We start from the raw sequence: 24,024 nt of genomic DNA, 5'->3' as shown, positions 1-24,024 counted from the left end.
CGTCGGGACGTCGCCCCGGGCGCCGCGCGTCGTTCGAGGGCGACTCGGGCGCGGAATCTTCAAGTCCGGACCGCCCGAAACCCGACCCATGGACGACGTGGCCGGCATCTTCGCGCGCGAATCGCCGTACCTGGAGCGGTACGTCCAACTCGGCATCGCCAGCGGGCGCGTGCTCAGCGTCTCGTTCCCGGACGCCCCGGACGAGGAGGCCGACGCGGAACACGAACTCCTTGACCGCATCTTCGACTACCTCGGCGGCGTCGAGGACGACTTCTCGGACGTCGAGATCGCGCTGACGATGCCCACCGACCAGCGCGCCGTGCTCGAACGCGTGCGCGAGATTCCCTACGGCGAACAGATCAACGTCGAGACGCTGGCCCGGATGACCAGCGGGGTCGACCACACCGACGAGGACGACCTGAACATGGTTCGCACCGCCCTCGACGAGAACCCCGCGCCGCTGTTGATTCCGGATCACCGCGTGCGCGACGGTCCCAGCGCCGCGCCGCCGACGGTCGAACAGCGGCTTCGCTCGCTGGAAGACCTGTAGGAATTTTCGCGGGTTTTCGAATTCGGCTCGGCGCAAACGGTCTTCACCTTCGACCCGGCGCGCGCTGGCGGTGCGGTTTCATTTGTATCGTGTGAGTGGCGGTCACGGTAGAACGGTCACGGTAGAATGGTTACTTTCGAAGTAATCACAGCCAGCACGCACTCTCCGCGCCGTTCCGCCCGAAACTGTTTCTGGCGCCACACCTTTTTATCGGACACCGCCTTACTCTCTCGCATGTACGTCCGGGACGCGAAAAACAGAGAGGAGGTCTGGCTGCTCGACCACATCGAGGCGATGGGTCTCGACGAAACCGCGTTCCGCTCCCGGGATTACGTCGTCGCCATCGACGAGCGCTCGAACGCGAAGGCGGGGTTCGGCCGCATCCGCATCCACAAGACCGACGAGGGCGAATTCTGCGAACTCACGAGCATCGGGGTCCTCGATAGCTGGCGGCGCCAGGGCGTCGGCGCCCACGTGGTCGAACGCCTGGTCGACCACGCCGGCGACAAGGGGTTCGAGGAGGTGTACGCGCTGACGAGCGCGACCGACTACCTCGCGCAGTTCGGCTTCGGGGGCGTCGACCGTAGCGACCTCCCGGAGAAACTCCGCGAGCGCCTCGAAACGAAGCGTGAAAGCCTGGACCCCGACGCGGTCGGGATGCGCCTCGACGTCGACGAGTTTGTCATGCCCGACCGCCTCCGAGAGCGATTCAAGGGCGCCCACCCCCGCGAGCAGGACGCCGAACCCGAGGAGAGCGCCGAGGACTTCGGCATCGACCCCGACAGCGCGACCTACAAGTACGATACGGGATAGTGCCTGTTTCGAGAATTCGTTTCTCTTCGTTACTGAATACCACTACGTCGGCGACGACCGGGACGGAGAACACCTCGAAAGCCCCCGCCCGCTAGCCAGAGAGAACAACGACGACCATCGCAGTGACATCCTCGAAAGCCCCCGCCCGCTCGCGGTCGCTCAGCGACATATCCGCGGCGCGGCTTCGCCGCGCCACGCACAGGGGTCGCTGAGACGACTATGCCAGCGCGAGCAGGCGGCCCCTTTCATCCACCCGACCGCAACCGCCACGTCCTCCCCAGCCGACTCCGTCGCGCCTCTTCGAGGCGCTCGGTCGTCCCTCGCGCGAAGAAGGCGCGGCTCAAACCGCGAGCCGCGCCAGCACGCGCCGGGTGGTCGGTCCAGGTTCGTTTCGGCCGGTGACACCGACCACCGAAAGCGCTCGGCTAATTCATCCCCCGGGCGGGACTGAAAGGGACCAGGCGCTCGCGTTCACTTTAGTCGTCTCCGACGGCCCTATCTGCGTGGGCGGTGCGGAGAACGCAGATATCCGTCGGAGCGACCGCGAGCGCCGGGGGCTTTCTGGCTGTTCTCCGCTCCGTTTCTTGGGGTCGCTGACCAGTATTCGAGGACTCCTCGCCCACCAACTCCCGACCACCCACTTCGCGAAAGTCAATCCGCCAATCGTTAAGAGACGCCCGCCCGTCGGCCTAGACAATGTTCGACGCGGACGACCTCGAGGAGATACGCGAGGCGCGCGAGGAGTGGGACGAGGAGACGCGCGGGCCCACGGTCGAGCGCTTCGGCGAGCGCAAGGAGGAGTTCACGACCGACACGGGCGGCCAGCACGTCGAGCCAATCTACACCCCCAACGACGTGGCCGACCTCGACTACGAGGAGGACCTGGGCTTCCCCGCCGAAGAGCCCTACACTCGCGGGGTCTACTCCACGATGTACCGCGGGCGACTCTGGACCATGCGCCAGTACGCCGGCTTCAGCACCCCCGAGGAAACCAACGAGCGGTACAAGTACCTCATCGAGAACGGCTCGTCGGGGCTGTCGATGGCGTTCGACCTGCCGACCCAGATGGGCTACGACTCCGACGCCGGGATGGCCGCCGGCGAGGTCGGCAAGTCCGGGGTCGCCATCGACTCGCTGGCCGACATGGAGACGGTCTTCGACGGCATCCCGCTCGACGAGGTTTCGACGTCGATGACCATCAACGCGCCCGCCTCGGTGCTGCTGGCGATGTACATCGCGGTGGGCGACAAACAGGGCGTCGACCGCGAGGAACTGCGCGGCACCATCCAGAACGACCTCCTGAAGGAGTACATCGCGCGCAACACCTACATCTACCCGCCCGAGCCGTCGATGCGCATCATCACCGACATCTTCGAGTTCTGCGCCGCGGAAACCCCGAAGTTCAACACCATCTCCATCTCGGGCTACCACGTCCGAGAGGCGGGCGCGACCGCCGCCCAGGAACTGGCGTTCACGCTGGGCAACGGCATCGAGTACGTTGAAGCCGCCCTCAACGCGGGCCTGGACGTCGACGAATTCGCGCCTCAGCTCTCCTTCTTCTTCAACGCGCACAACAACGTCCTCGAAGAGGTGGCGAAGTTCCGCGCGGCCCGGCGGATGTGGGCGACCATCATGGAGGAGCGCTTCGGCGCCGAGAACCCCAAGTCCAAACAGCTCAAGTTCCACACCCAGACCGCCGGTTCGACGCTCACCGCCCAGCAGGTCGACAACAACATCGTCCGGGTCGCCTACCAGGCGCTCGCGGCGGTGCTCGGGGGCACCCAGAGCCTCCACACCAACGGCAAGGACGAGGCGCTCGCGCTCCCCACCGAGGAGAGCGTGAGGACCGCCCTGCGAACCCAGCAGATTCTGGCCCACGAGTCGGGCGCGGCCGACACCATCGACCCGCTCGCCGGAAGCTACTACGTCGAGAGCCTGACCGACGGCGTCGAGGAGGAGGCGTTCGACATCCTCGACACCGTCGACGAGAAGGACGGGATGCTCCAGGCCGTCGAGAGCCAGTGGGTCCAGCGCCAGATACAGGACACCGCCTACGAACGCCAGCGCGAGATCGAGGAGAAAGAACGCGTCATCGTCGGCGTCAACGAGTTCGAGGTCGACGAGGAACCCGAGGTCGACATCCAGGAGGTCACCGAGGAGGACGAACAGCGCCAGATCGACCGCCTCGAATCGGTGAAGGACGACCGCGACGACGAGGAAGTCGAGGCGACCCTGTCTGCGCTCCGGGAGGCCGCCGAGGGCGACGAGAACGTGATGCCCTACATCGTCGACGCCGTGAAGGCGTACGCGACGGTGGGCGAGATCTGCAACGTCCTCCGGGACGTGTTCGGCGAGTACCACCCCGGCGGGTCGGTCTGAAGGCTCAACCGATACAACACCTTCGTTCTGCTACGGTGTATTGGAATGCGCTAATTGCTACTCACCCTGAATCCGATTCTACACACGAAAAATTGCACGCCATATGAGAGATGGGTATGACAGACGGAATTCTCTACGGCTCGAGAATCTTACCGCATGATCTCCTCGCCGTAGAGGGGCGTCTCGAAGTAGGAATCAGTACTATAGGCTCCGAGCGTGGGGTCGTCGGCGAGTGCGTCGAACGATTCGAGGAAGCCGACCTTCGTGAGTTCCATCATCCGGCCGATGCTCTTCTGGCCGAGATGGTCGGTCTGGTAGGCCACCTCGTAGAGCATGCCCGCGGCAGTATCGCCACCATTTGCGAGGTTCGGGCAGAGGGCGTCGAGATACGACCCCCACAGTGGGTAGTAGCCGTAGCGGGTGATGCTGTCGAAAATGCTGTTACCGCGCTCGGCCAGTGCGTCGATGACGAGCGAGTTCAGCTTGATCGAGCGCGTACTGGTGTCGTAATCGAGGAAGGGGTTGACGGCCTCCGAAACGGGCGTATGGTCGTCCGGGTAGAACGGCGAGCGGTCGAGGTAGTCTGGGCCGTACGGCGCCATCACGCTCATCAGCGTCTGTTTTGGCGGTTTGTTCCCGTCGCCAGTCCCCGGGTAGAGGTCGCCGCCCTTGTGGTGATGGGTGATTGCATAATCGGCGTTGGCTTCGTTGAACGACTCGGTCACGGCTCGGACCTCCGGCGTGAGTCGGAGACCGCTCGCGAACAGAGTGTGGCCCTCGTAGGGCATGTCCATGTACTGTTCGTCGGCCCACCACGTTGCTTGGTCGTCCGTCCGAGGGTTGAACTCCGAGGGTGGCCGAATGTTGAAGTCTCGGTTCATGTCATAGCCGGGGTCGCCGGCCGGATCGGTCGAGTGGTAGTACGGCTTGTACCGCGACTCACCGTCCCACGCCTGGGTGTTCTGGCGGCGGCCGACCCACTCGCTGTCCCCATCTCCGTCGTAGTCGTAGTGGTACATCGCACCGTCGGGATTGACCCGCGGGATGATGGTGAACGAGAGGTTCTCGAGGATGTGCTCAACCTGTTGGGAGTTACTCGTCCCAAGCGTCCTGATTAGTTTGAGCGCGACTTCTGTCCCGATCGGTTCGTCACCGTGAATCTGCGTGATGAGGTGAACCTTCGTATCGCCGTCGCCAACCTTCACCTCCCAGAGTGGGTCGTTGCGTCCAGCAGAGCGGCCGATTTCACGGAGCGAGACACGTCCACTTTGCTGTTCAATCTTTGCGAGTTCACTGGCCAGCTCGGCGTTGGTGTGGAACGCGTTGAGATTGATCGAGTGGGGACTGCCACGTTGTGGGCCGCCTGGACGGTACTTGTCCCTGTCTGGGGCGGCGCTTGCCGTTCCAAGCGTCGCTAGACCGAACGATGCACCGGCGGTCGCCTTGATGAACGTTCTGCGCTTCATGGCTTTATTGTTTGGTTTCGAGGAAGATACTTTAGGCATTCATCGGATATATCATACTCGAAACCCAGCTGGAACAACTCGCTTGATTCTTCATATCACTACTGGCCGTACTATCGCAAAACCAACGTGATGGCGAGAGGCACTAACGTCAAGAAACCACTCACCGCCATTTCGTCATTCTGTCGGAAAAACGTCGATACTACCGTCGGCACAGACGACGATATTGCAGTCAGAATGGGTGAAGGCAGCCATGCCGTCGTTCCGTTCTTCTCCACTAACGGTGTCGGAAAAGAGGTCCACGAGTGCTTCTGGGTCAATAGAGCGGTGGAGCGGTTCGATGTCACAGGTATCGACGCCTTTCGCGTCTGCAATCCCGCTAACGATTTGTGAGATAAGGCCCTGGTCTTCGGATTCTGTCGGTTGGAAGCTACTTACGCTCATGTTGCCGGAAATAGTTACTACAGGGTAAAAAGACTAACCATAGGCGCGAAAATAGATGGCATAATTGGTAACGATTTTTAGACAGAGGGACGATGCGATAGAGACGAGAGTAGCGCTGCGAGTCCCTTGGGACCAAGCGCCAATACTGTCAACGGTTTCGTCTCACACATCCTGCTGAGTTGGCTGACAACAACCACAAGCCAAATACTCGGTTGGGGCGACAATGTTGGAATACGAAGATGAAGCGAGCGTGGGAGGAGATAATTGGAAGCACGATCAGCGTGTCGAACAGGACAACTTCCCTGATTCGGTTTGGGCGAGGTAGAATCTCGACTACTCTCCTCGGCATTTGGTGCGACGCTACTCAGCGAGGTCCGACATGGGATGTGAAGTGGACGATGGAGTTCTCCATTGAGGCATATCTTCGTTGGAATTTCTCGTGAGGGACTTCGCAACACCACGTATATGAGGGGGTAGTATTATGGGTTGATAGACAAGAGGTTATGCTAATAGTTACCATGTTTGAGGATGTCAATCGTTTGGAGAAGGAGAAACAGGAGACGTATAACACCCTGTTTGAGGTATTATCTCATGAACGGCGACGCTACGCTCTCTATTGCCTTGAAACGTATGCGACTCCGATGACGCTCGCAGATTTAGCCGATGAAGTAGCGCGATTAGAACATGATGCCGAAACCCTCAGCGAAGTTCCCGCAGAAAGCGTGAAGAGAGTCTATCTTGACCTCTACCACTCGCATATCCCGAAGATGGAGGACGCAAGTCTTCTCGAATACACACAGGAATACGACGCAGTCCAACTTCGCTATGACCTCTCAGCTCTAAATTTGAGAGAACTCCTTTAGCCACGCCCCAACGGATGAGGTTGAATCTACCGAGATTTTTGCACGGGAGATGAGCGGTTGGAGGCCACATTCGACGACGGAGTCTCTACGAGTTCATCGGCGTCTCCACCTTCGATAGTTTGCCCTCTTCACACGTTTCTTCTCTGTAGTGCTTGAATGATACCCCAAACAGCTATATTAGCAGACTCTAATATTAGGATGTGCTAAAATGAGTGGGCAAAAGTCAGACGACCAGTTCCCCGGCGCCAAAGACGAGCGAACAGCAGACTGTTGCCGTCCGGTCGAACACCCCTTGACAGAATCGGCGGTGGCTGCAGACGTCCAGACGCTCGCAACCCTCGGAAACGATACTCGGTACGAGGCACTTCGACTCATCGCCGAGTCCGACGATGACGGCATCTGCGTCTGTGAACTAGAGCCAACGCTCGGTGTAAGTCAAGGAGCAGTCAGTCAAGCACTCTCACGGCTCTTCAGCGCCGGCCTGGTCGAACGACGAAAGGAGGGGCGATGGCGGTATTACACCGCAACCCCTCGCGCGCAACGACTCCTGAGCGTACTCGACGAGACGAGGGCACTCACTGATGAGTGAAAACACATCGACCACCGACCGGGATGGTGAACGGCTCACAGCCTCCGAACAGCGTACCGCCGTGCGCGAGCGGTACAAACAGATTGCCACGGAATCCTCGTCGTGCTGCGGTGACACCGAATCCTGTGGGGATTCGCCTGATGAACGCTCAGAGCAGGTCGGCTATGCCGCCGACGACCTCGATGCCGTCAGCGCAGGAGCGAACCTGGGCCTCGGCTGTGGCAATCCGACCGCGATTGCTAGCCTTACAGAGGGAGAAACCGTCTTGGACCTCGGTTCCGGTGGTGGGTTCGATTGCTTCCTCGCAGCCCGCGAAGTCGGGACGGATGGCCGCGTCATCGGTGTCGATATGACGCCCGAGATGGTCGAGAAGGCTCGCGGAAACATCGAGACGAACGACGCGACGAACGTCGAGTTCCGACTCGGCGAGATAGAACACCTTCCAGTCGCCGACGAGTCTGTGGACGTGATTCTGTCGAATTGCGTTGTCAACCTCTCACCAGACAAACCGCAGGTCTTCGATGAGGCAGCTCGCGTCCTCCGCCCGGGGGGACGCCTGGCCATCTCGGACGTCGTCCAGACGACCGAGTTCCCAGCAACTCTCCAGGCGGATCCAACGTCAGTGGCGGCCTGCGTCGGCGGAGCATCGACCATTCCCGCACTCGAGGCAATGTTGCGTGATGCTGGATTTACGGGCGTTTCCATCGAGCCGAAAGCCGACAGCGACGAGTTCATCCGTGAGTGGGACGACGACCGCGATTTGAGCGACTATCTCATCGCAGCGACGATAACTGGAGAGAAGCCAGCACCGAACTCCGAATCCGCTCTCGGAAGCGAATCGGAGTGACCGCACTGGCGAAGAACGGACACTTCACCGACCGTACTGCATCGCTTCGAGAAGACGGACACTGAGACACCACAACGAAGATATGTGCAGACCACCGTCTGCTCCAAGAGATTACTCAGTTCCGCACCACCCCACGTGGCGGAGTATCCTCATCAGTTACGCCATGATGGCTGTGATACCCTTCGCGCTTTGGGTCGTAAGTCAGCCGCTGGCCGGTATCGTTACCCTCGTGACCCTCACCAGTCTCTCCTTCGGCGCGCGCCGCGCCCAGAGACTGGTCCGTTGCTTCGAGGAGTGTCGGGGATTCGCGTTCGACGTCGCCGGCAGAGTTCGGATTACGATTACCCCGCCTCCGACCACCGATGACGTGACGTGCCTTGACCCACAGGAAGCATCAGCGGAGTGCGGCTATGCCCGGTAGCGTCGCCGAAAGCACCAACGACGGATTTCATGAATCCGACTTTACTCCGGGTTCGTCGGCGAGGAGACTGACACTGGGTAGAACGGAGTTCATCCTCCAACAGTAACTATTGTACTCGCAGCCGAACCACGGGGTAATGCGTGCTGCAGCCTTCACCGAACTCACTGGCCCCGAGGGAGTCTCGATCATCGACCAACCGACGCCCGAACCAGGTGCTGGACAAGCAATCGTTGACGTCGAAGCGTGCGCCATCAATCGCCACGACCTCTGGATCCTCGAAGGCGACTCCGCGATGGTCGATGCGGACGACCTCCCATTCGTGAGTGGCCTCGACGTAGCCGGGACGGTCCGCGCCGTCGGTGATGACGTGACCGAGGTCGAACTCGGGGAGCGAGTCGTTCTATGCCCGAACGAAACCTGCGGAGTCTGTCGGTTCTGCCGTGAAGGCCCTGAGAACCGCTGTGAGTACTACTCGCTCGATCATGGCGGCTTGGCAGAGACAGCTCGGGTCGAGGCGGACCGACTCATCACGCTTCCGGAGTCTGTCGAGACGACGACTGCGGCCGCCCTCCCGACCGCATACATGACCGCCTATCATATGCTCCGGCAGGCGAACGTCGGTCCAAACGACCTCGTCTTCATTCCGGGCGCGACAGGCGGTGTCGGTGTCGCGAGCGTCCAGCTTGCCGGTATCTTCGGTGCGAGAACCATCGGTACGTCTTCGTCAGCGGACAAACTCGAGGAGGTCGAGGCGTTGGGCCTCGATCATGCGATTCAAGGGACAGATTCCGATGCCCTCCGTCGTGCGGTGAGTGATATCGGGACACCGGATTCCGTGATTAACCACCTCGGTGGCCAGTACACCGACCTCGGACTCGACGTCCTTCGACGGGGTGGACACATGGTCGTCTGTGGCCGAACTGCGGGAAGCCGCTCTGAAATCGATATTCCGGACCTGTTCTTGGGCCACAAGCGAATCATTGGCAGTACGATGGGGACGCAGGCAGACCTCCAGACACTAGTTGAGCTCGTCGACGCCGGCGACCTGACTCCCACAATCGACGAGACGTATCCTCTTGAGGAAACCGCAGACGCGTTCACGGCGATGCAGAACCGCGAGAGCGTTGGGAAGCTCATCGTGACGAACTGAAAGTACTGGTATTTTCCCAAACCGCCAGTTCCGAACTTCTAAACCGTATTTGGCAGCCGTTCTAACAACACGGACTGCGTCGCTCCTTGCGATGGGCACCATTGCACAGATAGGGAAATCGAAATTAGTAAAATCACGATTACTCCTCCCGCGGCCACGTTCATCAGGACACCGCAACGCTCACTTCACAAGTTCTCTCCTCATTGCCTCGCTTCACCGGTTCGTGTCGATTCTATGGTTGTCGGCTGAGGATGTACCTGTAACCGATACGCGCCCTATATTCCACACAAGCCGACACCCGACCCGGCTCACCAGGGTTTTGCGATCATCACGTACACGATGGCAGCGAACACCATACCAGCAGCAGCGCCGAGGACGATGCCCGCGAGCGCCAGGCGGCGGTAGCCACCGTCTTTAGCGTCTCCGTCCTTGAGCATCCGGAGCTGGCAGGTCATGTCCATGCCCCTCGAACGTGACGATCTGGGGGTTCGGGAGTGCCTTGTCGAGTGCTTCCGTGGCGGCATGGGTGAATGGCTGGCTCTCGCTGCCGGCCAACAGCAACGTCGGCGTGGTCATGTCTGTGAATCGAGCAGCGTCGAACTCGTATTCGCTTATTCCTCGAATCGCACGGGGGATTGTGAAGGCCCCGTCCACTCGACTCCGCCAGTTCGGGGCTTCACGGAGCGCATCGATTTCGTCGGGCGGGATGTTAGCGACTTCCCGCAGAAACAGGATGAGCACCTGTTCGTGCTGTCCCTCGTCCATCAGTGCCTCCATTTTAGCGACTGCATCTCCAACGTCGGGGTAGTGGTTACTAACCGGTATTGGCGGTTCGTACAGGACGAGTTTACGGAGATTGTCGGTTCGCAGCGCTGCCTCTAACGCTATCAGGGCGCCACTCGAATGCCCAAGTAGGACGGCGGGTTCGTTGATCGACTCGACGACGGCTGCCACGTCCTCGAACTCGCGTTCTAGTTCATACTCGTCAGCGTCGCCACTCGCGCCGAGTCCGCGCCCGTCAATCGCATAGACGGTGCAGTGTTCTGCGAAGGTGGGACGGACGCCAGCCAGTTCCCACCGAGTATGATCGTTCGCGCCGCCCCCAGCGACGAGCACGAGCGGTGGCCCGCTCCCCGTCCGTTCGAAGGCAATCTCAGTCCCGTCTACGGACGTGACTGTTTCCAGTTCCCCACCTGTGTCTGGTGGTGTTGCTTCTGCCATGGATGGTTCTACCCCCGTTCTCATTTGACACACATTAGCATAGCACCATCGCGTGAAAATTCAGCAGGGTCTGACCAAGGAGCGCGATGTACCATGAATCGGGCAGTTTCACGAAGTAGTAGAAGGCACTATTGTAGTGGTCGGTCGTCGACTTGTAGTACGCGCCGCTGTTGTTCGTCTTGTCGGTCACCTGGTCGTCGTTGAACCGGAACGCGAGCGAGTTGCGAACGGGAATCTATTGGTCACGGCGAACAATGGCGACGGCGGTACCGTTCTCCTCTACCAATGAAGAGAGAAGTGATTTATAAGGTACGAGTCGCGCTCGGTCTGAGCGTCCGCTGCGGTTCGTATTCTCACCCCATCTCCCGCCGGCCCTCAACCTTGATTGTCGCCGCGTAGACGTGAAGCGCGGGCAGCACCGTCTCGATGGGGCCGCGGTTGAACGTCTCGAACAGTTCTTGCAACCCTGCTATCGACTCGTCGTCCATCCCGAACGACCGCAGGTCGTCGGGCGAGAGCCGCGGCGGGTACGCCAGCGAGTCGACGAACGACCCGGTCACCTCGTCGGCGCGCTCGCACGCCCGGTCAAAGTCGTCGGATTCGAACCTCTCTTCGAGGTCGTCCCACGCCGTCTGGAGGTACGGCGGCCACTGCGCGAGACACCGGTAGATGCTCGGCAGGCCGTCGTCGAAGCCGTGGAACGACCTGATACGGTCGACGGTGTCGGACAGCTCCGCGGGCGGGTCGTCGACCATCGTCGGCGACAGGCCGCGGTCGCGGTCGAGTTCCGGTGGGAGCGGTTCGGTCGCGGCGTGCTCGCCTTCGTCGAGGGCGTCGCCCACCGATTCGCCCCGGAGCGACCGGTCGGCGACCTCGAACAGCGCCGCGAGTCGCGGCGCGACCACGTCGAAGGTGGCGACCTGCCCCTGCAGTTCCCGGAACGCGGCCGGTTCGAGGTCGAGGTCGGTTCGGCGGTAGCGCGGGACGCCGGAACGGTCGGTCTCTCCCGCTTCGACGGCCGAGAGGACGGCGTCGCGGTACCCGACCGAGTAGCGACCGAACGCGCGGGTTTCGAACGTCGGCTTGACCTGTCCCCAGAGGTAGCGGGTGAAATCGGGCTCGTTGGCCATCAGCGCCCGGAATATCCAGTTGACGACGGGCGCACGGAACGTCGCCTGGATGTCGTCGTAGACCCCGCGCCGCCAGCCGGTCGCCTCGTGCTCGTACAGCTGTTGGCTCGTGTCCATGCGTCCCGTGCGGCGCGTCCGCACATCAAGCCTCTGCCACCCGGTTTGTCCCTCCGCAGCCGCAATCGTCCGTACGCGACGATTCGCCGACGGTCGAGTATCGCACGTTTTCTTGGAGTGAACGTGTACTGCAGTGGCCGACCCAGTCGATAGTACGGATTCTGAATCGGCCAGTCTGTGGTGCGACTGTGAATGTTGCACTAACAGTCAAGACAGGTTTGTTGAACAGAAAACACTCACAAGCCTCTTACTCATCCGTGGATATGAAACACCGCTACTGGATTGGTCTGGGTATCGTTTTGTTGCTCGTGGTGAGTGTCGGTGGTGTCCTCCTGACCGAACTCGATTTAGACGGCCATACGACCGCCAGTTATCTTGACGTAACCCCGGCTGATAGCGACAACTCGATTAATCAGACGGTCGCATTCTCGGATCTCGGTCCCGACCAACAACGTGTGTTCGAACAGGCACTCAACGACGAGGATAACTACGTACGGATTCCAGACGGTGTCGACGAACAGGTGTGGATCGAGAACCGTGCCGTCCGGTATCAGAATCGGACTTACGAGGTTTTGTGGCCGTTCCATAGACTCCCTGCGTCGAAAACGACCAGTCGGCTCTGACCTAACAGCCGTATGTCTTCTGTTTAACCGTCCCGTCAACTTCCGAGAGGTACGACTTGATGAAGGGAGATAGTCCGTGCTCGACACGTGGTGCGAATCTATCGCCCTTCGATATTGAGTAGTTGGAGTGCCTCTCGAATGTGGAACTCCTTTTCGGCACGTTCTTCCGCATCTAGTGCGTCAGCAAGATGTTCCACCGCCCGTTTTCCTGTGGCGGCTTGCGATTGTCAGCTCTCTGCCCGGCCTCCCCCGAGATTTGATATTTTACGCAGATTTCCTGCTTCGTCTGTCATTGGCGAATCGTAGACGATACGAAGGAATGGGCCTGTGGTGCGTATATACGTATCTTTTATACACGGTGTCGTTTTGCAGGCGGCGTCTAGTCGCTCGACCCTGCGAGAGTGGTGCTGGCGCTACGCCGTGTTGTCATCGTCAGGATGGCTCACGGTCAGGACGTTCGTAACCGTATTCCGATGGGCACGACGTAACAACTTCGAGAGTGATTGCTGAGCGATGCCGAGTTTGTCTGCCAACTCGTCCATCGAAACCGCACGTGGGATATCGAAATAACCGTGTTCGACGGCCGCAAGCAGCGCCGTCCGTTGTTTCGGTGATAGACCGAACTGGCCGCCCGCCATCGGTTCGGTCGGATGGTAGAGGCGGTTCAACTCGAACGGAATCTCGTTCCGCATGCAATGTTCTCGGAAGTCGGTGACGAGTTGTTCGTCGTCGAATCGCATCCTGAGTTCCCAGTTATCCGACCGTCCGGTCGCTTCCACGATCGTGGCTCCGGTTTCGAGATAGGCGTAGACGAGACTCTCGATGTTCTGCGTCCACTCGGCCCGGTAGAGGATGCCGTCCTCGTATTCGTCGAGTTTCGTGACGTTCTGGACGGTGGGGTCGTCGTTCACCGCCGTTTCGAACGCGGTGTAGTCATCGCCTCGAACCCAGAAATACGGCATCACACGGTTCTCGTCGTGTGCGACAACCCGTTCGATCTCGACGATCATCTCCGGGGTTGCGGTTAACGTCTCGGAGAGGGCAAGCGTGTCCGCTGGAACGGTAAATTCAGCGATAACGCTCATACGCGACCAAACGGACGGAGAGAGATAAGCCCACGGGCATAGAGTCCTGTAACCCTGCGTGGGACGTGACGAGTACATCTCGTCCAGTTCACGCTTCGTACATACCGAGGCCTTCACGAGTACTTCTGGATAAAGAAACTGCGCGACCAACTACCGTTATACCGCATCCGCACGAAGCAATGCCCGTATGCAATTCGACCACGCCGGAATCGCGACCGACGACGCCGACGGCCTCGCCGAGCGCTTCGCCGCGCTCTTCGACGCGCCGGTCGCCCACGAGGAGGAGTTCGACGGCCTGCGGGTCGTCTTCCTCGACCTCGGAAATGGCTACTTCGAACTCCTCGAACCGCTCGGAGACGGCACCGTCTCGCGGTACCTGGAGAACAACGGTCCCGGCATCCACCACGTCGCCCTCGAAACCGACGACATCGAGGCCGCGCTCGAACGCGCCCGCGACCACGGCGTCGAACTCGTCGACGAGGAGCCCCGACCCGGCGCGTGGGGTCACGACGTCGCCTTCCTCCACCCCAAGTCGACCGGCGGAATCCTGGTGGAGTTCGTCCAGCACTAAGTGAGATTCGCCTTCAGAACGCGCCGGTCCCCTCCGAGACGGCGTAGCCGACGACTTCGGTGCCGTGGGCCGTCTCGGCGTCCACGCTCTCTTCCTCCTCGACGCGGACTTCGACGCTACTCCCCGTGAGATTCCGGTAGCGGAGGCCGGCGGTGTCCGGGCCGTGGTACGTCTGCATGTCGGCGACGAAGTGGGGGTCGTCGTAGCTTCGCTCGAAGTCGATCCGGTGCCAGCCGTGGTCGACGGCGTCGGCGGTCCGGCCGACTTCGAGGGTCGTTCCGCCGAGCGCGCCGACGCCGGGTTCGAGCGCGACGTAGCCGATCCGCTCGTGCTTGTGCGGACCCCGGCCCTGCTCGGCGAGCGCGACCTCGAAGCCCGACGCCGAGACGTTCCGGTTCCGGGTCACGACCGCCTCCCCGCCGCGTCTGGTCTGGGGCTGGCTGACGACCACCGGCGCGCTCGCGAACTCGCGCGCGAAATCGACTCGAGCGAACCGCTGGTCGGTTTCGACCGCGCCGACTTCGAGGGTGACGCCGCTCGCGGAGGCGGTCGCGCTCCCCTCCGCCCGGCCGACCGTCCCCGCCTCGAAGACGGAGTAGTGGGCCGTCTCGTCGACGTGGGCGCCGTCGAGGTAGTCCCACTCCTCTATCTTGTACCGGAACGCCCCTTCGTCGACGTCGCGCAGGCCGCAGACGCGGACGTGGGAGGGGTCGGCGCCGTCGAACGACAGCGGGCCGACCACGGCGACGGCGTCGCCGTAGGCCCGCGAGAGCGTCTCGTCGAACCAGGTCCCCGAATCCGGCTGGTCGAACGCGAGCGTCCCGCGCTCGCCGACACCGGTGGCGGCCGCGGCGTCGAGCAGCCCCGACCCCTGCTCATCGCTCGACAGGCCGAGGTCGGTCGCGGTTTCCCGGAGGCGCGTGCGGGCCTCCGCCGCGGTCAGGCCGTCCGCCATCAGCGTCGCGGCGACGCCGCTGACGTGGGGCGCGGCCATCGAGGTGCCCTTCTTTCGGGTGTAGCCGTCGACGGTCGTCGAGTAGACGGACTCGCCCGGCGCGACGAGTTCGACTTCGGGACCGGTGGCCGAGAAGTCGGCGAGTTCGTCGTCTTTCGTGGTCGCGCCGACCGCGAGGCACTCGTCGTACTTCGCGGGGTACTCGACGCAGTCCGTGCAGGGGCCCGCGTTGCCCGTGGCCCCGACGAGCAGGACGCCCTTTCCGGCGGCGTAGGTGCAGGCTTCCGCGACGACGTACGAGTACCCGCCGCCGCCGAAGCTCAGATTGGCGACGTCCCATCCCTCGTCGGCGACTCGCTCGATGCCGGCCGCGATGTCCGACCACGTGCCATAGCCTTCCGAGTCGAGCACCTTCACGGCGTGGAGCGTGGTCCGGGTGCTCACCCCGGTCGTGCCCTCGGCGTTGCTGGTCGCGCCCGCGATGCCGGCGCAGTGGGTGCCGTGGCCGCTGTCGTCCGACCAGTCGTTCGGGCAGTCGACCCCGCCGCAGTCGACGAGCGAAACCCCGGCGCCGACGTTTGCCTGCAGGTCGGGATGATTGCCGTCGATGCCGGTGTCGAGAATCGCGACGTGGGACCCCTCGCCGTCGAAGTCGTTCGCGTTCGCCACGTCGGCGGCGATTCGCTCGACGCCCCAGGGCGTGGTTTCGCCGAGCGCGCGGTACGTGCCGTTGCGCTCGACGTACCGGACGTGGGGGTTGCGCCGGAGTCCGGCGAGCGCCCGTTCCGGCACCCGAATCGTCACGACGCCGAGCGAGTCGAACGTCCGGACGACGTCGCTGGCGGCGCGAGTCGCGGCCGCGCGGCCGCGACCCGACGCGACTCCGACGTTCACCTCGACACGGTCGCCGGGTCCGGCCGCGGCGAGGCCGCTCGCGCCGAGCGACGCGACCGAACCGCTCGCGACTTTCAGCACACTCCGCCTCGAAACTCGTTTTTCGGGCATCCCCTCTTGGTGTCCGACACCACTATTTCTATCTTCCGTCTACCTGCAGAAGACGTTAAAGAGGAACGAGAGATAGTATATCTGGCGACAGGTTCGTTCCGCGATACGGTGTCGTGGTCGGGCGGCCCTCGGTACGTCCCTCCCGGTTCGAAGTACAGCGACTTTTGTCCGCACGCAGGCACTTCTGGCCGGTCGGGACGGGTCGGCTCCGGCCCTCCGTCGAGGCCGGACGTGGTTCGACGCCGGAGGTCGGTCTGAGGTCGGTCTGAGGACAACCGGAGGCGCTCGCGAGTCAGTCGAGTCTGACCGCGGTACCGTAGGCCAGCAGTTCGGCACCGCCGGTGGTCACCTCCGCGGTGACGAACCGGACGTTGACCACGGCGTCGGCGTCCAGGTCCCGGGCCTCGGCCTCCATCCGCGCTATCGCCTCCTCGCGGGCGTCGGCCATCAGCGTCGAGTACGCTTTGAGTTCGCCGCCCGCGATGCTCCGCAACCCCTGGGTGATGTCCCGGCCGACGTTCCGCGCCCGGACGGTGTTGCCCCGGACGAGACCGAGGTTCTCGGCGATTTCGCGACCCGCGACGGTTTCGGTGTTGGTGACTATCACGTCCGGCGGACTCGCGGGCGACGCGATAGCTGTTGCGAAGCTGACCCGAAGCGCGTGCGAAATCGAACCGCAGGTCGCGGGCGCGAATCCATGAGGGTTACCGCTCGCTTCGTTCGGGTTTCGAAGGTCACGGAATCGGAGAATCGCGTCGAAAAGACGTGAGACGTTCGCTACGACGACTCGGGGGCGGGACCGAAGTTCTCGGTCTTTGCCTCCTCGGGGCTGAGTCTGGCGGCGTCGAGCGCCGCGGTCGCCTCGTCCAGGAAGTCGGCGAAGCCGTAGACGAACACCTGGCCGGTCGCGTTCGCCAGGAGCGCGACGACGTCCTCGCTGGTCACGTCGGTCGTGATGGCGACGTTCGCGCCCGCGGCCGAGAGCGCGGCCAGTCGGTCCTCGTGGACCGGTTGGTCGTCCTCGTAAACGATGGTGACCGCCCCGCCGTTCTCCGTCGCGCGCTCGCCGATGCCGACGGCGGGGCCGACGCCCGGCCCGCCGGCCAGCACCACGACGCCGTCCTCGCCTTCGTAGTAGGAGTTGCCGAACGGTCCGGCGACCTCGACCCGGTCGCCGGGGGTGAGGTCGGCGAGGTACGGACTCAGCGACCCCTCGGGGTCGACCTCGACGGTGACCTCGAAGGTCCCCTCGGCGTCCGGCGACGAGAGGGTGTAGTGGCGGGTGACCTCCTCGCCGTCTATCGTCGCGGCCAACTGCACGAACTGCCCGGGCGCGGCGTCGAATCCGTCGGGCGTCTCCAGAACCAGCGCGACCGTATCCGGGCCGACCGTCTCGACAGACTCCACTGCGACTTCCATGCCGTCCATGTGACCCCGTTGGGTGGGCCGATAAAAAGGCCTTCCGCGACGCGTCCGGCGGTGGCTCCCGTCCCAGCGGCCCGCGGCCCGGACCCGACCCCGGTTCGGCGCGGGGAATCCGGTAGTAGTTGCCGGCAGTTATCGTATCGCACGAACGAAGACTGAATGGCTTCAGAAGGCTTTTGATTTGGCGTAGGTAACCCGCTAGTTAGGAATGCCAGAAGACTTGAACTGGGCCATCGGCGGGGAGGCCGGTGATGGCATCGACTCAACCGGGAAGATTTTCGCGCAGGCGCTCTCCCGGGCCGGACGGCACGTGTACACCTCGAAGGACTTCGCGTCCCGGATTCGAGGCGGCTACACGGCCTACAAGATTCGCACGGGCGTCGAGCGCGTCGAGAGCGTCGTCGACCGCCTCGACATCCTGGTCGCGCTGACCGAGCGCACCATCGACGAGAACATGGACGAACTCCACGAGGGCAGCGTCATCATCTACGACGGTGAGCGCACCGAGATGGCCGACGTGGAGGTGCCCGAGGGCATGATCGGTCTGGACGTTCCGCTCCAGTCGCTCGCGGAGGACGCGGGCGGGGCCATCATGCAGAACGTCGTCGCGCTCGGCGCGGCCTGCGAGGCGACGAACTTTCCCATCGAGAACCTCGACAGCGCGCTCGAGAAGAAGTTCGGGAGCAAGGGCGAGTCCATCGTCGAGAACAACAAGGAGGCGGCTCGACTCGGCCAGGAGTACGTCCAGGAGGAGTTCGACCACGACTTCGACTACGACCTCGAAACCACCGACAACGACTACGTCCTGCTGAACGGCGACGAGGCCATCGGGATGGGCGCCATCGCCGCCGGCTGTCGGTTCTACTCGGGCTACCCCATCACGCCCGCGACCGACGTGATGGAGTACCTCTCGGGCCGCATCGAGCAGTTCGGCGGCGAGGTCGTCCAGGCCGAGGACGAACTGTCGGCCATCAACATGGCGCTGGGCGCGGCGCGCGCCGGCGCGCGCTCGATGACCGCGACCTCCGGGCCGGGCATCGACCTGATGACCGAGACGTTCGGACTCATCGCCCAGAGCGAGACGCCGCTGGTCATCTGCGACGTGATGCGCTCGGGTCCCTCGACCGGGATGCCGACCAAGCAGGAGCAGGGCGACCTCAACATGACGCTGTACGGCGGCCACGGCGAGATTCCGCGGTTCGTCGTCACGCCGACCAACGTCGGCGAGTGCTTCCAGAAGACCGTCGAGGCGTTCAACCTCGCGGAGAAGTACCAGACGCCCGTCTTCCTCGTCTCGGACCTCTCGATGGCGGTCACCGAGCAGACATTCGAACCCGAGGTGTTCGACATGGACGCCGTCGAAATCGAACGCGGCAAGGTCGTCGACGAGGACGAGATCGAGGCCTGGACCGACGAGCAGGGCCGGTTCCAGCCCCACTTCCCGACCGCCGACGGCATCAGTCCGCGGGCGTTCCCCGGCACGGCCGGCGGCGCCCACATGTCGACCGGTCTGGAACACAACGCGCTCGGTCGCCGGACCGAGGACACCGAGATCCGCGTCGAGCAGGTCGACAAGCGCAACCAGAAGGTCAAGACCGCCGAGGAGGAAGAGGACTGGTCGCCCCGGGAGTTCGGCGACGCCGACGCAGACAACCTCGTCATCTCGTGGGGCTCGAACGAGGGCCCGATGCGCGAGGCCATCGAGTACCTCGACGAGGAGGGCGTGAGCGTCCGGTTCCTCTCGGTGCCGTACATCTTCCCGCGTCCCGACCTCTCGGAGGACATCGAGGCGGCGGACAACGTCATCGTCGTGGAGTGTAACGAAACCGGGCAGTTCGCCAACCTGCTGGAACGCGACGCGCTTACCCGTCTCGACCGCGTGAACAAGTACAACGGCGTGCGGTTCAAGGCCGACGAACTGGCCGAGGAAATCCAGAACAAACTCTCTCAGGAGGTCCAAGCATGAGCTCAGAGGTTAGATTCACCGACTTCAAATCCGACAAGCAGCCGACGTGGTGCCCCGGATGTGGGGACTTTGGCACGATGAACGGCATGATGAAGGCGCTGGCCGAAACCGGCAACGACCCCGACAACACGTTCGTGGTCGCGGGCATCGGTTGCTCCGGTAAGATCGGCACCTTCATGCACAGCTACGCGCTCCACGGCGTTCACGGCCGCGCCCTGCCCGTCGGCACGGGCGTCAAACTCGCCAACCCCGACCTCGAAGTGATGGTCGCGGGCGGCGACGGCGACGGCTACTCCATCGGCGCGGGCCACTTCGTCCACGCGGTCCGCCGGAACGTCGACATGTCCTACATCGTCATGGACAACCGCATCTACGGGCTGACGAAGGGCCAGGCCTCGCCGACCAGCCGCGAGGACTTCGAAACTTCGACGACCCCCGAGGGACCGAAACAGCCGCCGGTCAACCCCCTCGCGCTAGCGCTGTCGGCGGGCGGTACGTTCATCGCCCAGTCGTTCTCGACCGACGCCCAGCGTCACGCCGAGATCGTCCGGAAGGCCATCGAGCACGACGGCTTCGGCTTCGTGAACGTCTTCAGCCCGTGCGTGACGTTCAACGACGTCGACACCTACGACTACTTCCGCGACTCCATCGTGGACCTCGAGGACGAGGGCCACGACCCGACCGACTACGACGCCGCGAAGGAGAAGATCCTCGACGCGGACAAGGAGTACCAGGGCGTCATCTACCAGAACGAGAACAGCGTGCCCTACCACGAACTCCACGGCCTCGACCAGAACATGTCCGAGATTCCGGACGGCGCGCCCGAGGGCGCGATGGACCTCGTCCGCGAGTTCTACTGAACCGCGTTTCGAGTTCGTCTTCACGGTAGCGGGTCGATTTCTCGTGTTTTCACCGGCCGACAGCGACAGGCACCGTCCGGGCGAGTCGCCGTCACTCGTCGGCTTCGAAGCCCTCGCAGTCCTCGTCGCGGAAGAATGCCTTGCGCTCGCGTTCCATCCCGCAGTACTTGCAGCGGTAGTGATACTGGACGGACTGGCCGTACTCCCGTCGAATCGGTTCGACGACGTGCGGACCGACGACGTCGCGCTGGCGAAGTCTGTAGAATCTCGACACCTGCGCGAACAGGTAGAGGCCGAGGAACGGGAGAACGACGGCCAGTACCACCCCCAACACCGCGTCCGGGGCGTAGTCGGCGAGCGCCCACGCCGTCGTGGTCCAGGGTCGGTCCATCGTACGAGCCAGTTCCACGCCGCGGATGATTACTGTTTGGGATCTGTGACTTCCGGTCGTGGTCCTGGCCGCCACCGACGACCCCGGTGAACACGGTCGACTCGAAGTCTACGAGTACGGTCGACCTGGCCGCCGGGACCGACGACCAACTCACCGATTCGCGGAGACGTTCCGATTCCGAGTCGTCTCCTTCTTTTGCCCGCGCGATGCCAACAGAATGCACGGAGAGGAGCGTTTGCGTCCGTTTTTTATGGGAGTGGTGATTACGAGCAGTAGAGATGACTGCGGACGTATACGACGGATTCGTCGGGGGCGGGGCGAGTCGGCGGCGCGGGTCGGCGAGCGCCTCGGGCGGGCGTCTCGTCGCCGGGGTTGCCGACGGCCCGGTCGCCGACGACCGACCGGTTCGAACGAGACGAAACGGGGGCGAGGAGCCATGACCGAGCACTTCGACGCGGTGGTCGCGGGCGCGGGCCCGGCGGGCGCCCAGTGCGCGCGCGACCTGGCCCGGCGGGGTTACGATGTCGTTGTCCTGGAAGCCGAGGACGAGGACGAGTTCCCGCGCCAGAGCAACAAGTCGACTGCCGGCACCTTCCCCTCGATGATGGGGTCGTTCGGCATCCCCGACGACGTGGTGATGCACTACACCGACGACGTCGTCCTCGAATCGCCCAACGAGCACTTCACCCGGAAACAGCCGGGCGCGGTCCTGGAGTTCGCCGACTTCAAGCGCTACCTGGTGAAGGACGGCCGCGAGAAGGGCGCCGAGTACTGGTTCGACGCCCGGGTGAACAAACCCGTGATGGAGGACGGCGAGATCGTCGGCGTCCGCTACGGCGGCAAGCAGGAGGTGTACGGCGACGTGATAATCGACGCGACCGGTCCCGCCGCGCCGCTGGCGAAGAAACTCGGCGTGAGCGACCTCGAGCGCGAGAACCAGGCCATCGGTATCGAGTTCGAGATGGCGGGCGTCGACATGGACGCCGACGGCTACGCCGACCTCAACGACGCGATGATGCTCCGACTCGACCACGACCTCGCGCCCGGCGGCTACTCCTGGATCTTCCACACCGGCGAGGACACCGCGAAGGTCGGCCTCTGCTACATCCAGAACCAGGCCCACCGCGACTACGGCAAGGACGGGATGGGCATCGACGACTACCTCCAGTACTGGCTCGACTCGGACCCCCGGTTCGCCGACGCCGAGCGACTCGAAGGGAAACAGCACCGCGGGTCGGCCCACATCCAGATGCCGACGGGGCTGAGCACGGACAACTTCATGGCCGTCGGCGACACGGTGCCGACCATCGACCCGCTGTGGGGCGAGGGCATCCACACCTGCATGAAGTCCGGCCGGGCCGCGGCGGTGACCGCCGACCGGTGTTTCATGGCGAGCGACGGCGACACGTCGGCCGAGAAGCTCTCCATCTACGACAAACTCTGGCACAACCAGGTGGCGCCCCAGATGCGGACCCGCCTGCTGATGACCCAACTGCTCTACCTCGCGCCGAACGAGCGCTACGACACCCTGATGGCCGACCTGAACCGACTGAACGAGAACATCCTGAGCGACGCGAACGTCGGCAACCTCCGGGCCATCGGGAAGATGCTCCACCTGAAGGACGCGCCGCTACTGGCGCGGTTCGCCCGGGAGCGCCTCGGCGTCTGAGTCCGACTCGAAGTTCTCCCGCCGGCCAACCGTCGGTCGGCGGGCGCGGTCCGCTACCGGTTTTCCGACCCGCTCACTCCGCCAGCCCCGGTACCCGGCACCTCGCCGGCCGGATGACACACCCCGCGACCAACGCCGTCGTCGTCCGAGTCCAGGTCGAGGGCCGCCGCGGCGTCGACCAGTCCCGCGCCCTGCCGTTCGGCCGGCGCGTCGAGGTCCTCCGCGGTTTCGCGGAGTCGCTCGCGGGCCTCCTCGTGCGAGTACCCGTCGGCCATCAGGAGCGCCCCGACACCGCTGACGTGGGGCGCCGCCATCGAGGTGCCCGAGTCGACGTACCGGCCGGCCTTGGCGGTCGAGCAGACGTCCGCGCCGGGCGCCGCGAGGTCGATGGCCGGCCCGCGCGAGGAGAACGGGGCGACGCGGTCGGCCCGGGTCGTCGCGCTCACGGCGAGCACCGTCCCGAACCGCGCGGGCGTGGCCACGGTCCGGTCGCGCGGCCCGCCGTTGCCGGCGGCCGCGACCAGCAACACGCCGCGCTCGTCGGCGTACCGGCAGGCGTCGGCGAGCAACCGACTGGCGGCGAGGTTGCCAAAGCTCAGGTTGGCGACGTCCCATCCCCGGTCGGCGACGTACTTGACGGCCCGCGCGATGTCGACGTCACGGGCGACTCCGCCGGCGTTGATGACCTTGACCGCGTGGAGCGACGCCGCCGGAGCGACCCCGAGCACGCCCGCGTCGTTGTCGACCGCGCCGACCGTCCCCGCGACGTGCGTGCCGTGGCCGTTGGGGAGGTCGTCGCCCCAGTCGGTCGCGCACAGCGTCACCTCGATGAAGCACTCGAAGCTCGTACCGCTGGGTTTCAGCCGGCACGTCGGTCTGGCGTCGGCCCAGCAGTCGACGTAGGCCTTCCCTTCGCCCAGGTTCTCCCGCAGGTCCGGGTGGCCGGGCAGGATGCCGCTGTCGACGATCGCGACGTCGACGCCGTCGCCGCGGTGACCCGCCTCGTGGGCGACGTCGGCGTCGATGCGGTCGACGCCCCAGGGGACGGTCTGCTCGCGCGCCCGGTCGGCCGCGGTCCGTTCCCCGGCCAGCGGCCGGAAGGTCGTCCCCTCCTCGACGTACCGGACGTCGTCCCTGCCGGCAAGCGCGTCGGCGGCCGCCGAATCGAACTGGCCGGTCACGGCGCCCCCGACGTCGCCGAAGTCGAGCGCGTGGTTCACCGCCGCCGCGTGCGACTCGGCGACCCGGGCCGCGGCCCGCGAGTCGGTCCCGACGACGTAGCGCGCCGTCCGGGACGCCTCGCGGCCGCGGCCGCGCCCGACCGTCCCGACCAACCCGGCGCCGACGCTCGCGAGCAGTCCACGGCGCGAGACGGACTCGTCGGTCATGGTGCGGCGGGACGACGAGCGGGGGGAACGGTGGCGTGCGATTCGACCGCGTGCGCTTCGACGAGTTCCGTCGGAGTCACGTGAGTACGCCACGCCGAC

At 63.8% G+C, this 24,024-nt stretch carries 24 protein-coding genes; 13 read left to right on the top strand and 11 right to left on the bottom strand.

Translation table 11 applies throughout. From position 1 onward, the window contains the following. Positions 1 to 88 precede the first annotated feature (88 nt). The 3 genes from NGM07_RS17065 to NGM07_RS17055 all read left to right on the top strand — a co-directional run bounded on the left by NGM07_RS17065 (position 89) and on the right by NGM07_RS17055 (position 3,742). Positions 89 to 550, top strand: a complete 462-nt coding sequence (locus tag NGM07_RS17065) for an MGMT family protein (RefSeq protein ID WP_253513718.1) — start codon at positions 89 to 91, stop codon at positions 548 to 550. A 234-nt stretch (positions 551 to 784) separates the two neighbouring features. Beyond that, a complete protein-coding gene (locus tag NGM07_RS17060; RefSeq protein WP_253513716.1) occupies positions 785 to 1,363 on the top strand; it encodes a GNAT family N-acetyltransferase in 579 nt (192 codons plus the stop codon). Between the two features lie 696 nt (positions 1,364 to 2,059). After that, positions 2,060 to 3,742, top strand: coding sequence for an acyl-CoA mutase large subunit family protein (locus NGM07_RS17055; protein ID WP_253513714.1), 1,683 nt, complete (start codon positions 2,060 to 2,062; stop codon positions 3,740 to 3,742). 149 nt (positions 3,743 to 3,891) lie between these two features. Here the strand turns inward: NGM07_RS17055 and NGM07_RS17050 are convergent, their stop codons facing one another. Together NGM07_RS17050 and NGM07_RS17045 are read right to left on the bottom strand one after the other, a co-directional pair. Beyond that, on the bottom strand, positions 3,892 to 5,208 hold the full coding sequence (locus NGM07_RS17050) for a M14 family zinc carboxypeptidase (RefSeq protein ID WP_253513712.1): 1,317 nt from the start codon (positions 5,206 to 5,208) through the stop codon (positions 3,892 to 3,894). 174 nt (positions 5,209 to 5,382) lie between these two features. Beyond that, positions 5,383 to 5,649, bottom strand: a complete 267-nt coding sequence (locus NGM07_RS17045; RefSeq protein WP_253513711.1) for a HalOD1 output domain-containing protein — start codon at positions 5,647 to 5,649, stop codon at positions 5,383 to 5,385. 518 nt (positions 5,650 to 6,167) lie between these two features. Here NGM07_RS17045 and NGM07_RS17040 point away from each other — a divergent pair. The 4 genes from NGM07_RS17040 (at position 6,168) to NGM07_RS17025 (ending at position 9,519) form a co-directional block, all read left to right on the top strand. Further along, on the top strand, positions 6,168 to 6,512 hold the full coding sequence (locus NGM07_RS17040) for a DUF7344 domain-containing protein (RefSeq protein WP_253513709.1): 345 nt from the start codon (positions 6,168 to 6,170) through the stop codon (positions 6,510 to 6,512). A gap of 208 nt (positions 6,513 to 6,720) precedes the next feature. Next, on the top strand, positions 6,721 to 7,101 hold the full coding sequence (locus NGM07_RS17035) for an ArsR/SmtB family transcription factor (protein WP_253513707.1): 381 nt from the start codon (positions 6,721 to 6,723) through the stop codon (positions 7,099 to 7,101). Continuing rightward, on the top strand, positions 7,094 to 7,948 hold the full coding sequence (locus tag NGM07_RS17030; protein ID WP_253513705.1) for an arsenite methyltransferase: 855 nt from the start codon (positions 7,094 to 7,096) through the stop codon (positions 7,946 to 7,948). The genes NGM07_RS17035 and NGM07_RS17030 overlap by 8 nt, the downstream gene beginning before the upstream one ends. 557 nt (positions 7,949 to 8,505) lie before the next feature. Then, positions 8,506 to 9,519, top strand: coding sequence for an alcohol dehydrogenase catalytic domain-containing protein (locus tag NGM07_RS17025; protein WP_253513703.1), 1,014 nt, complete (start codon positions 8,506 to 8,508; stop codon positions 9,517 to 9,519). Positions 9,520 to 9,827: 308 nt separating this feature from the next. Here NGM07_RS17025 and NGM07_RS17020 read toward each other — a convergent pair whose 3' ends face one another. The 3 genes from NGM07_RS17020 to NGM07_RS17010 all read right to left on the bottom strand — a co-directional run bounded on the left by NGM07_RS17020 (position 9,828) and on the right by NGM07_RS17010 (position 11,987). Continuing rightward, positions 9,828 to 9,974: a hypothetical protein gene (locus NGM07_RS17020; RefSeq protein ID WP_253513701.1), complete on the bottom strand. Its 147-nt coding sequence runs from the start codon at positions 9,972 to 9,974 to the stop codon at positions 9,828 to 9,830. Then, entirely contained in the window at positions 9,934 to 10,740 is an 807-nt protein-coding gene (locus NGM07_RS17015) for an alpha/beta fold hydrolase (protein WP_253513699.1), read from the bottom strand. Before NGM07_RS17015 ends, NGM07_RS17020 begins: the two co-directional genes overlap by 41 nt. Before the next feature lie 353 nt (positions 10,741 to 11,093). Further along, positions 11,094 to 11,987, bottom strand: coding sequence for a halocarboxylic acid dehydrogenase DehI family protein (locus NGM07_RS17010; RefSeq protein WP_253513697.1), 894 nt, complete (start codon positions 11,985 to 11,987; stop codon positions 11,094 to 11,096). Between the two features lie 263 nt (positions 11,988 to 12,250). Between NGM07_RS17010 and NGM07_RS17005 the strand changes: the two genes are divergently transcribed. Next, positions 12,251 to 12,610, top strand: coding sequence for a DUF7979 domain-containing protein (locus NGM07_RS17005; protein ID WP_253513695.1), 360 nt, complete (start codon positions 12,251 to 12,253; stop codon positions 12,608 to 12,610). A 413-nt stretch (positions 12,611 to 13,023) separates the two neighbouring features. Here the strand turns inward: NGM07_RS17005 and NGM07_RS17000 are convergent, their stop codons facing one another. Further along, complete coding sequence (locus tag NGM07_RS17000; RefSeq protein WP_253513694.1) at positions 13,024 to 13,812, bottom strand: helix-turn-helix domain-containing protein; 789 nt, start codon at positions 13,810 to 13,812, stop codon at positions 13,024 to 13,026. Between the two features lie 70 nt (positions 13,813 to 13,882). Between NGM07_RS17000 and mce the strand changes: the two genes are divergently transcribed. Next, positions 13,883 to 14,266 (top strand): methylmalonyl-CoA epimerase, encoded by a 384-nt coding sequence (gene mce / locus NGM07_RS16995; RefSeq protein WP_253513692.1) that lies wholly within the window; start codon positions 13,883 to 13,885, stop codon positions 14,264 to 14,266. 13 nt (positions 14,267 to 14,279) lie between these two features. Here the strand turns inward: mce and NGM07_RS16990 are convergent, their stop codons facing one another. The 3 genes from NGM07_RS16990 to NGM07_RS16980 all read right to left on the bottom strand — a co-directional run bounded on the left by NGM07_RS16990 (position 14,280) and on the right by NGM07_RS16980 (position 17,654). Further along, on the bottom strand, positions 14,280 to 16,196 hold the full coding sequence (locus NGM07_RS16990) for a S8 family peptidase (protein ID WP_253513690.1): 1,917 nt from the start codon (positions 16,194 to 16,196) through the stop codon (positions 14,280 to 14,282). Positions 16,197 to 16,518: 322 nt separating this feature from the next. Further along, positions 16,519 to 16,833 (bottom strand): YbjQ family protein, encoded by a 315-nt coding sequence (locus tag NGM07_RS16985; RefSeq protein ID WP_253513688.1) that lies wholly within the window; start codon positions 16,831 to 16,833, stop codon positions 16,519 to 16,521. A gap of 170 nt (positions 16,834 to 17,003) precedes the next feature. Next, positions 17,004 to 17,654, bottom strand: coding sequence for a ferredoxin--NADP reductase (locus NGM07_RS16980; RefSeq protein ID WP_253513687.1), 651 nt, complete (start codon positions 17,652 to 17,654; stop codon positions 17,004 to 17,006). 205 nt (positions 17,655 to 17,859) lie between these two features. Here NGM07_RS16980 and NGM07_RS16975 point away from each other — a divergent pair, with 205 nt between their 5' ends. Both NGM07_RS16975 and NGM07_RS16970 read left to right on the top strand, forming a co-directional pair. Continuing rightward, the gene (locus NGM07_RS16975; protein WP_253513685.1) at positions 17,860 to 19,617 is read left to right on the top strand and encodes a 2-oxoacid:acceptor oxidoreductase subunit alpha; all 1,758 of its coding nucleotides are present in this window, start codon (positions 17,860 to 17,862) and stop codon (positions 19,615 to 19,617) included. Further along, a complete protein-coding gene (locus NGM07_RS16970) occupies positions 19,614 to 20,477 on the top strand; it encodes a 2-oxoacid:ferredoxin oxidoreductase subunit beta (RefSeq protein ID WP_253513683.1) in 864 nt (287 codons plus the stop codon). Before NGM07_RS16975 ends, NGM07_RS16970 begins: the two co-directional genes overlap by 4 nt. A 91-nt stretch (positions 20,478 to 20,568) precedes the next feature. On the opposite strand, the gene NGM07_RS16965 is transcribed toward NGM07_RS16970, so the two are convergent. Beyond that, positions 20,569 to 20,868 (bottom strand): hypothetical protein, encoded by a 300-nt coding sequence (locus NGM07_RS16965; protein ID WP_253513681.1) that lies wholly within the window; start codon positions 20,866 to 20,868, stop codon positions 20,569 to 20,571. A gap of 278 nt (positions 20,869 to 21,146) precedes the next feature. Here NGM07_RS16965 and NGM07_RS16960 point away from each other — a divergent pair, with 278 nt between their 5' ends. Together NGM07_RS16960 and NGM07_RS16955 are read left to right on the top strand one after the other, a co-directional pair. Further along, a complete protein-coding gene (locus NGM07_RS16960; protein ID WP_253513679.1) occupies positions 21,147 to 21,308 on the top strand; it encodes a hypothetical protein in 162 nt (53 codons plus the stop codon). Next, positions 21,305 to 22,537: a digeranylgeranylglycerophospholipid reductase gene (locus NGM07_RS16955; protein ID WP_253513677.1), complete on the top strand. Its 1,233-nt coding sequence runs from the start codon at positions 21,305 to 21,307 to the stop codon at positions 22,535 to 22,537. Before NGM07_RS16960 ends, NGM07_RS16955 begins: the two co-directional genes overlap by 4 nt. 53 nt (positions 22,538 to 22,590) lie before the next feature. On the opposite strand, the gene NGM07_RS16950 is transcribed toward NGM07_RS16955, so the two are convergent. Further along, positions 22,591 to 23,925 carry a S8 family peptidase gene (locus NGM07_RS16950; protein WP_253513675.1) on the bottom strand — a complete coding sequence of 445 codons (1,335 nt, stop codon included), beginning with the start codon at positions 23,923 to 23,925 and terminating at the stop codon, positions 22,591 to 22,593. Positions 23,926 to 24,024 lie beyond the last annotated feature (99 nt).

The sequence above is a fragment of the Halorussus vallis genome, from assembly GCF_024138165.1.
GTDB classification, from domain to species: Archaea; Halobacteriota; Halobacteria; order Halobacteriales; family Haladaptataceae; genus Halorussus; species Halorussus vallis.
This window is presented reverse-complemented; position numbering and strand designations above follow the sequence as displayed.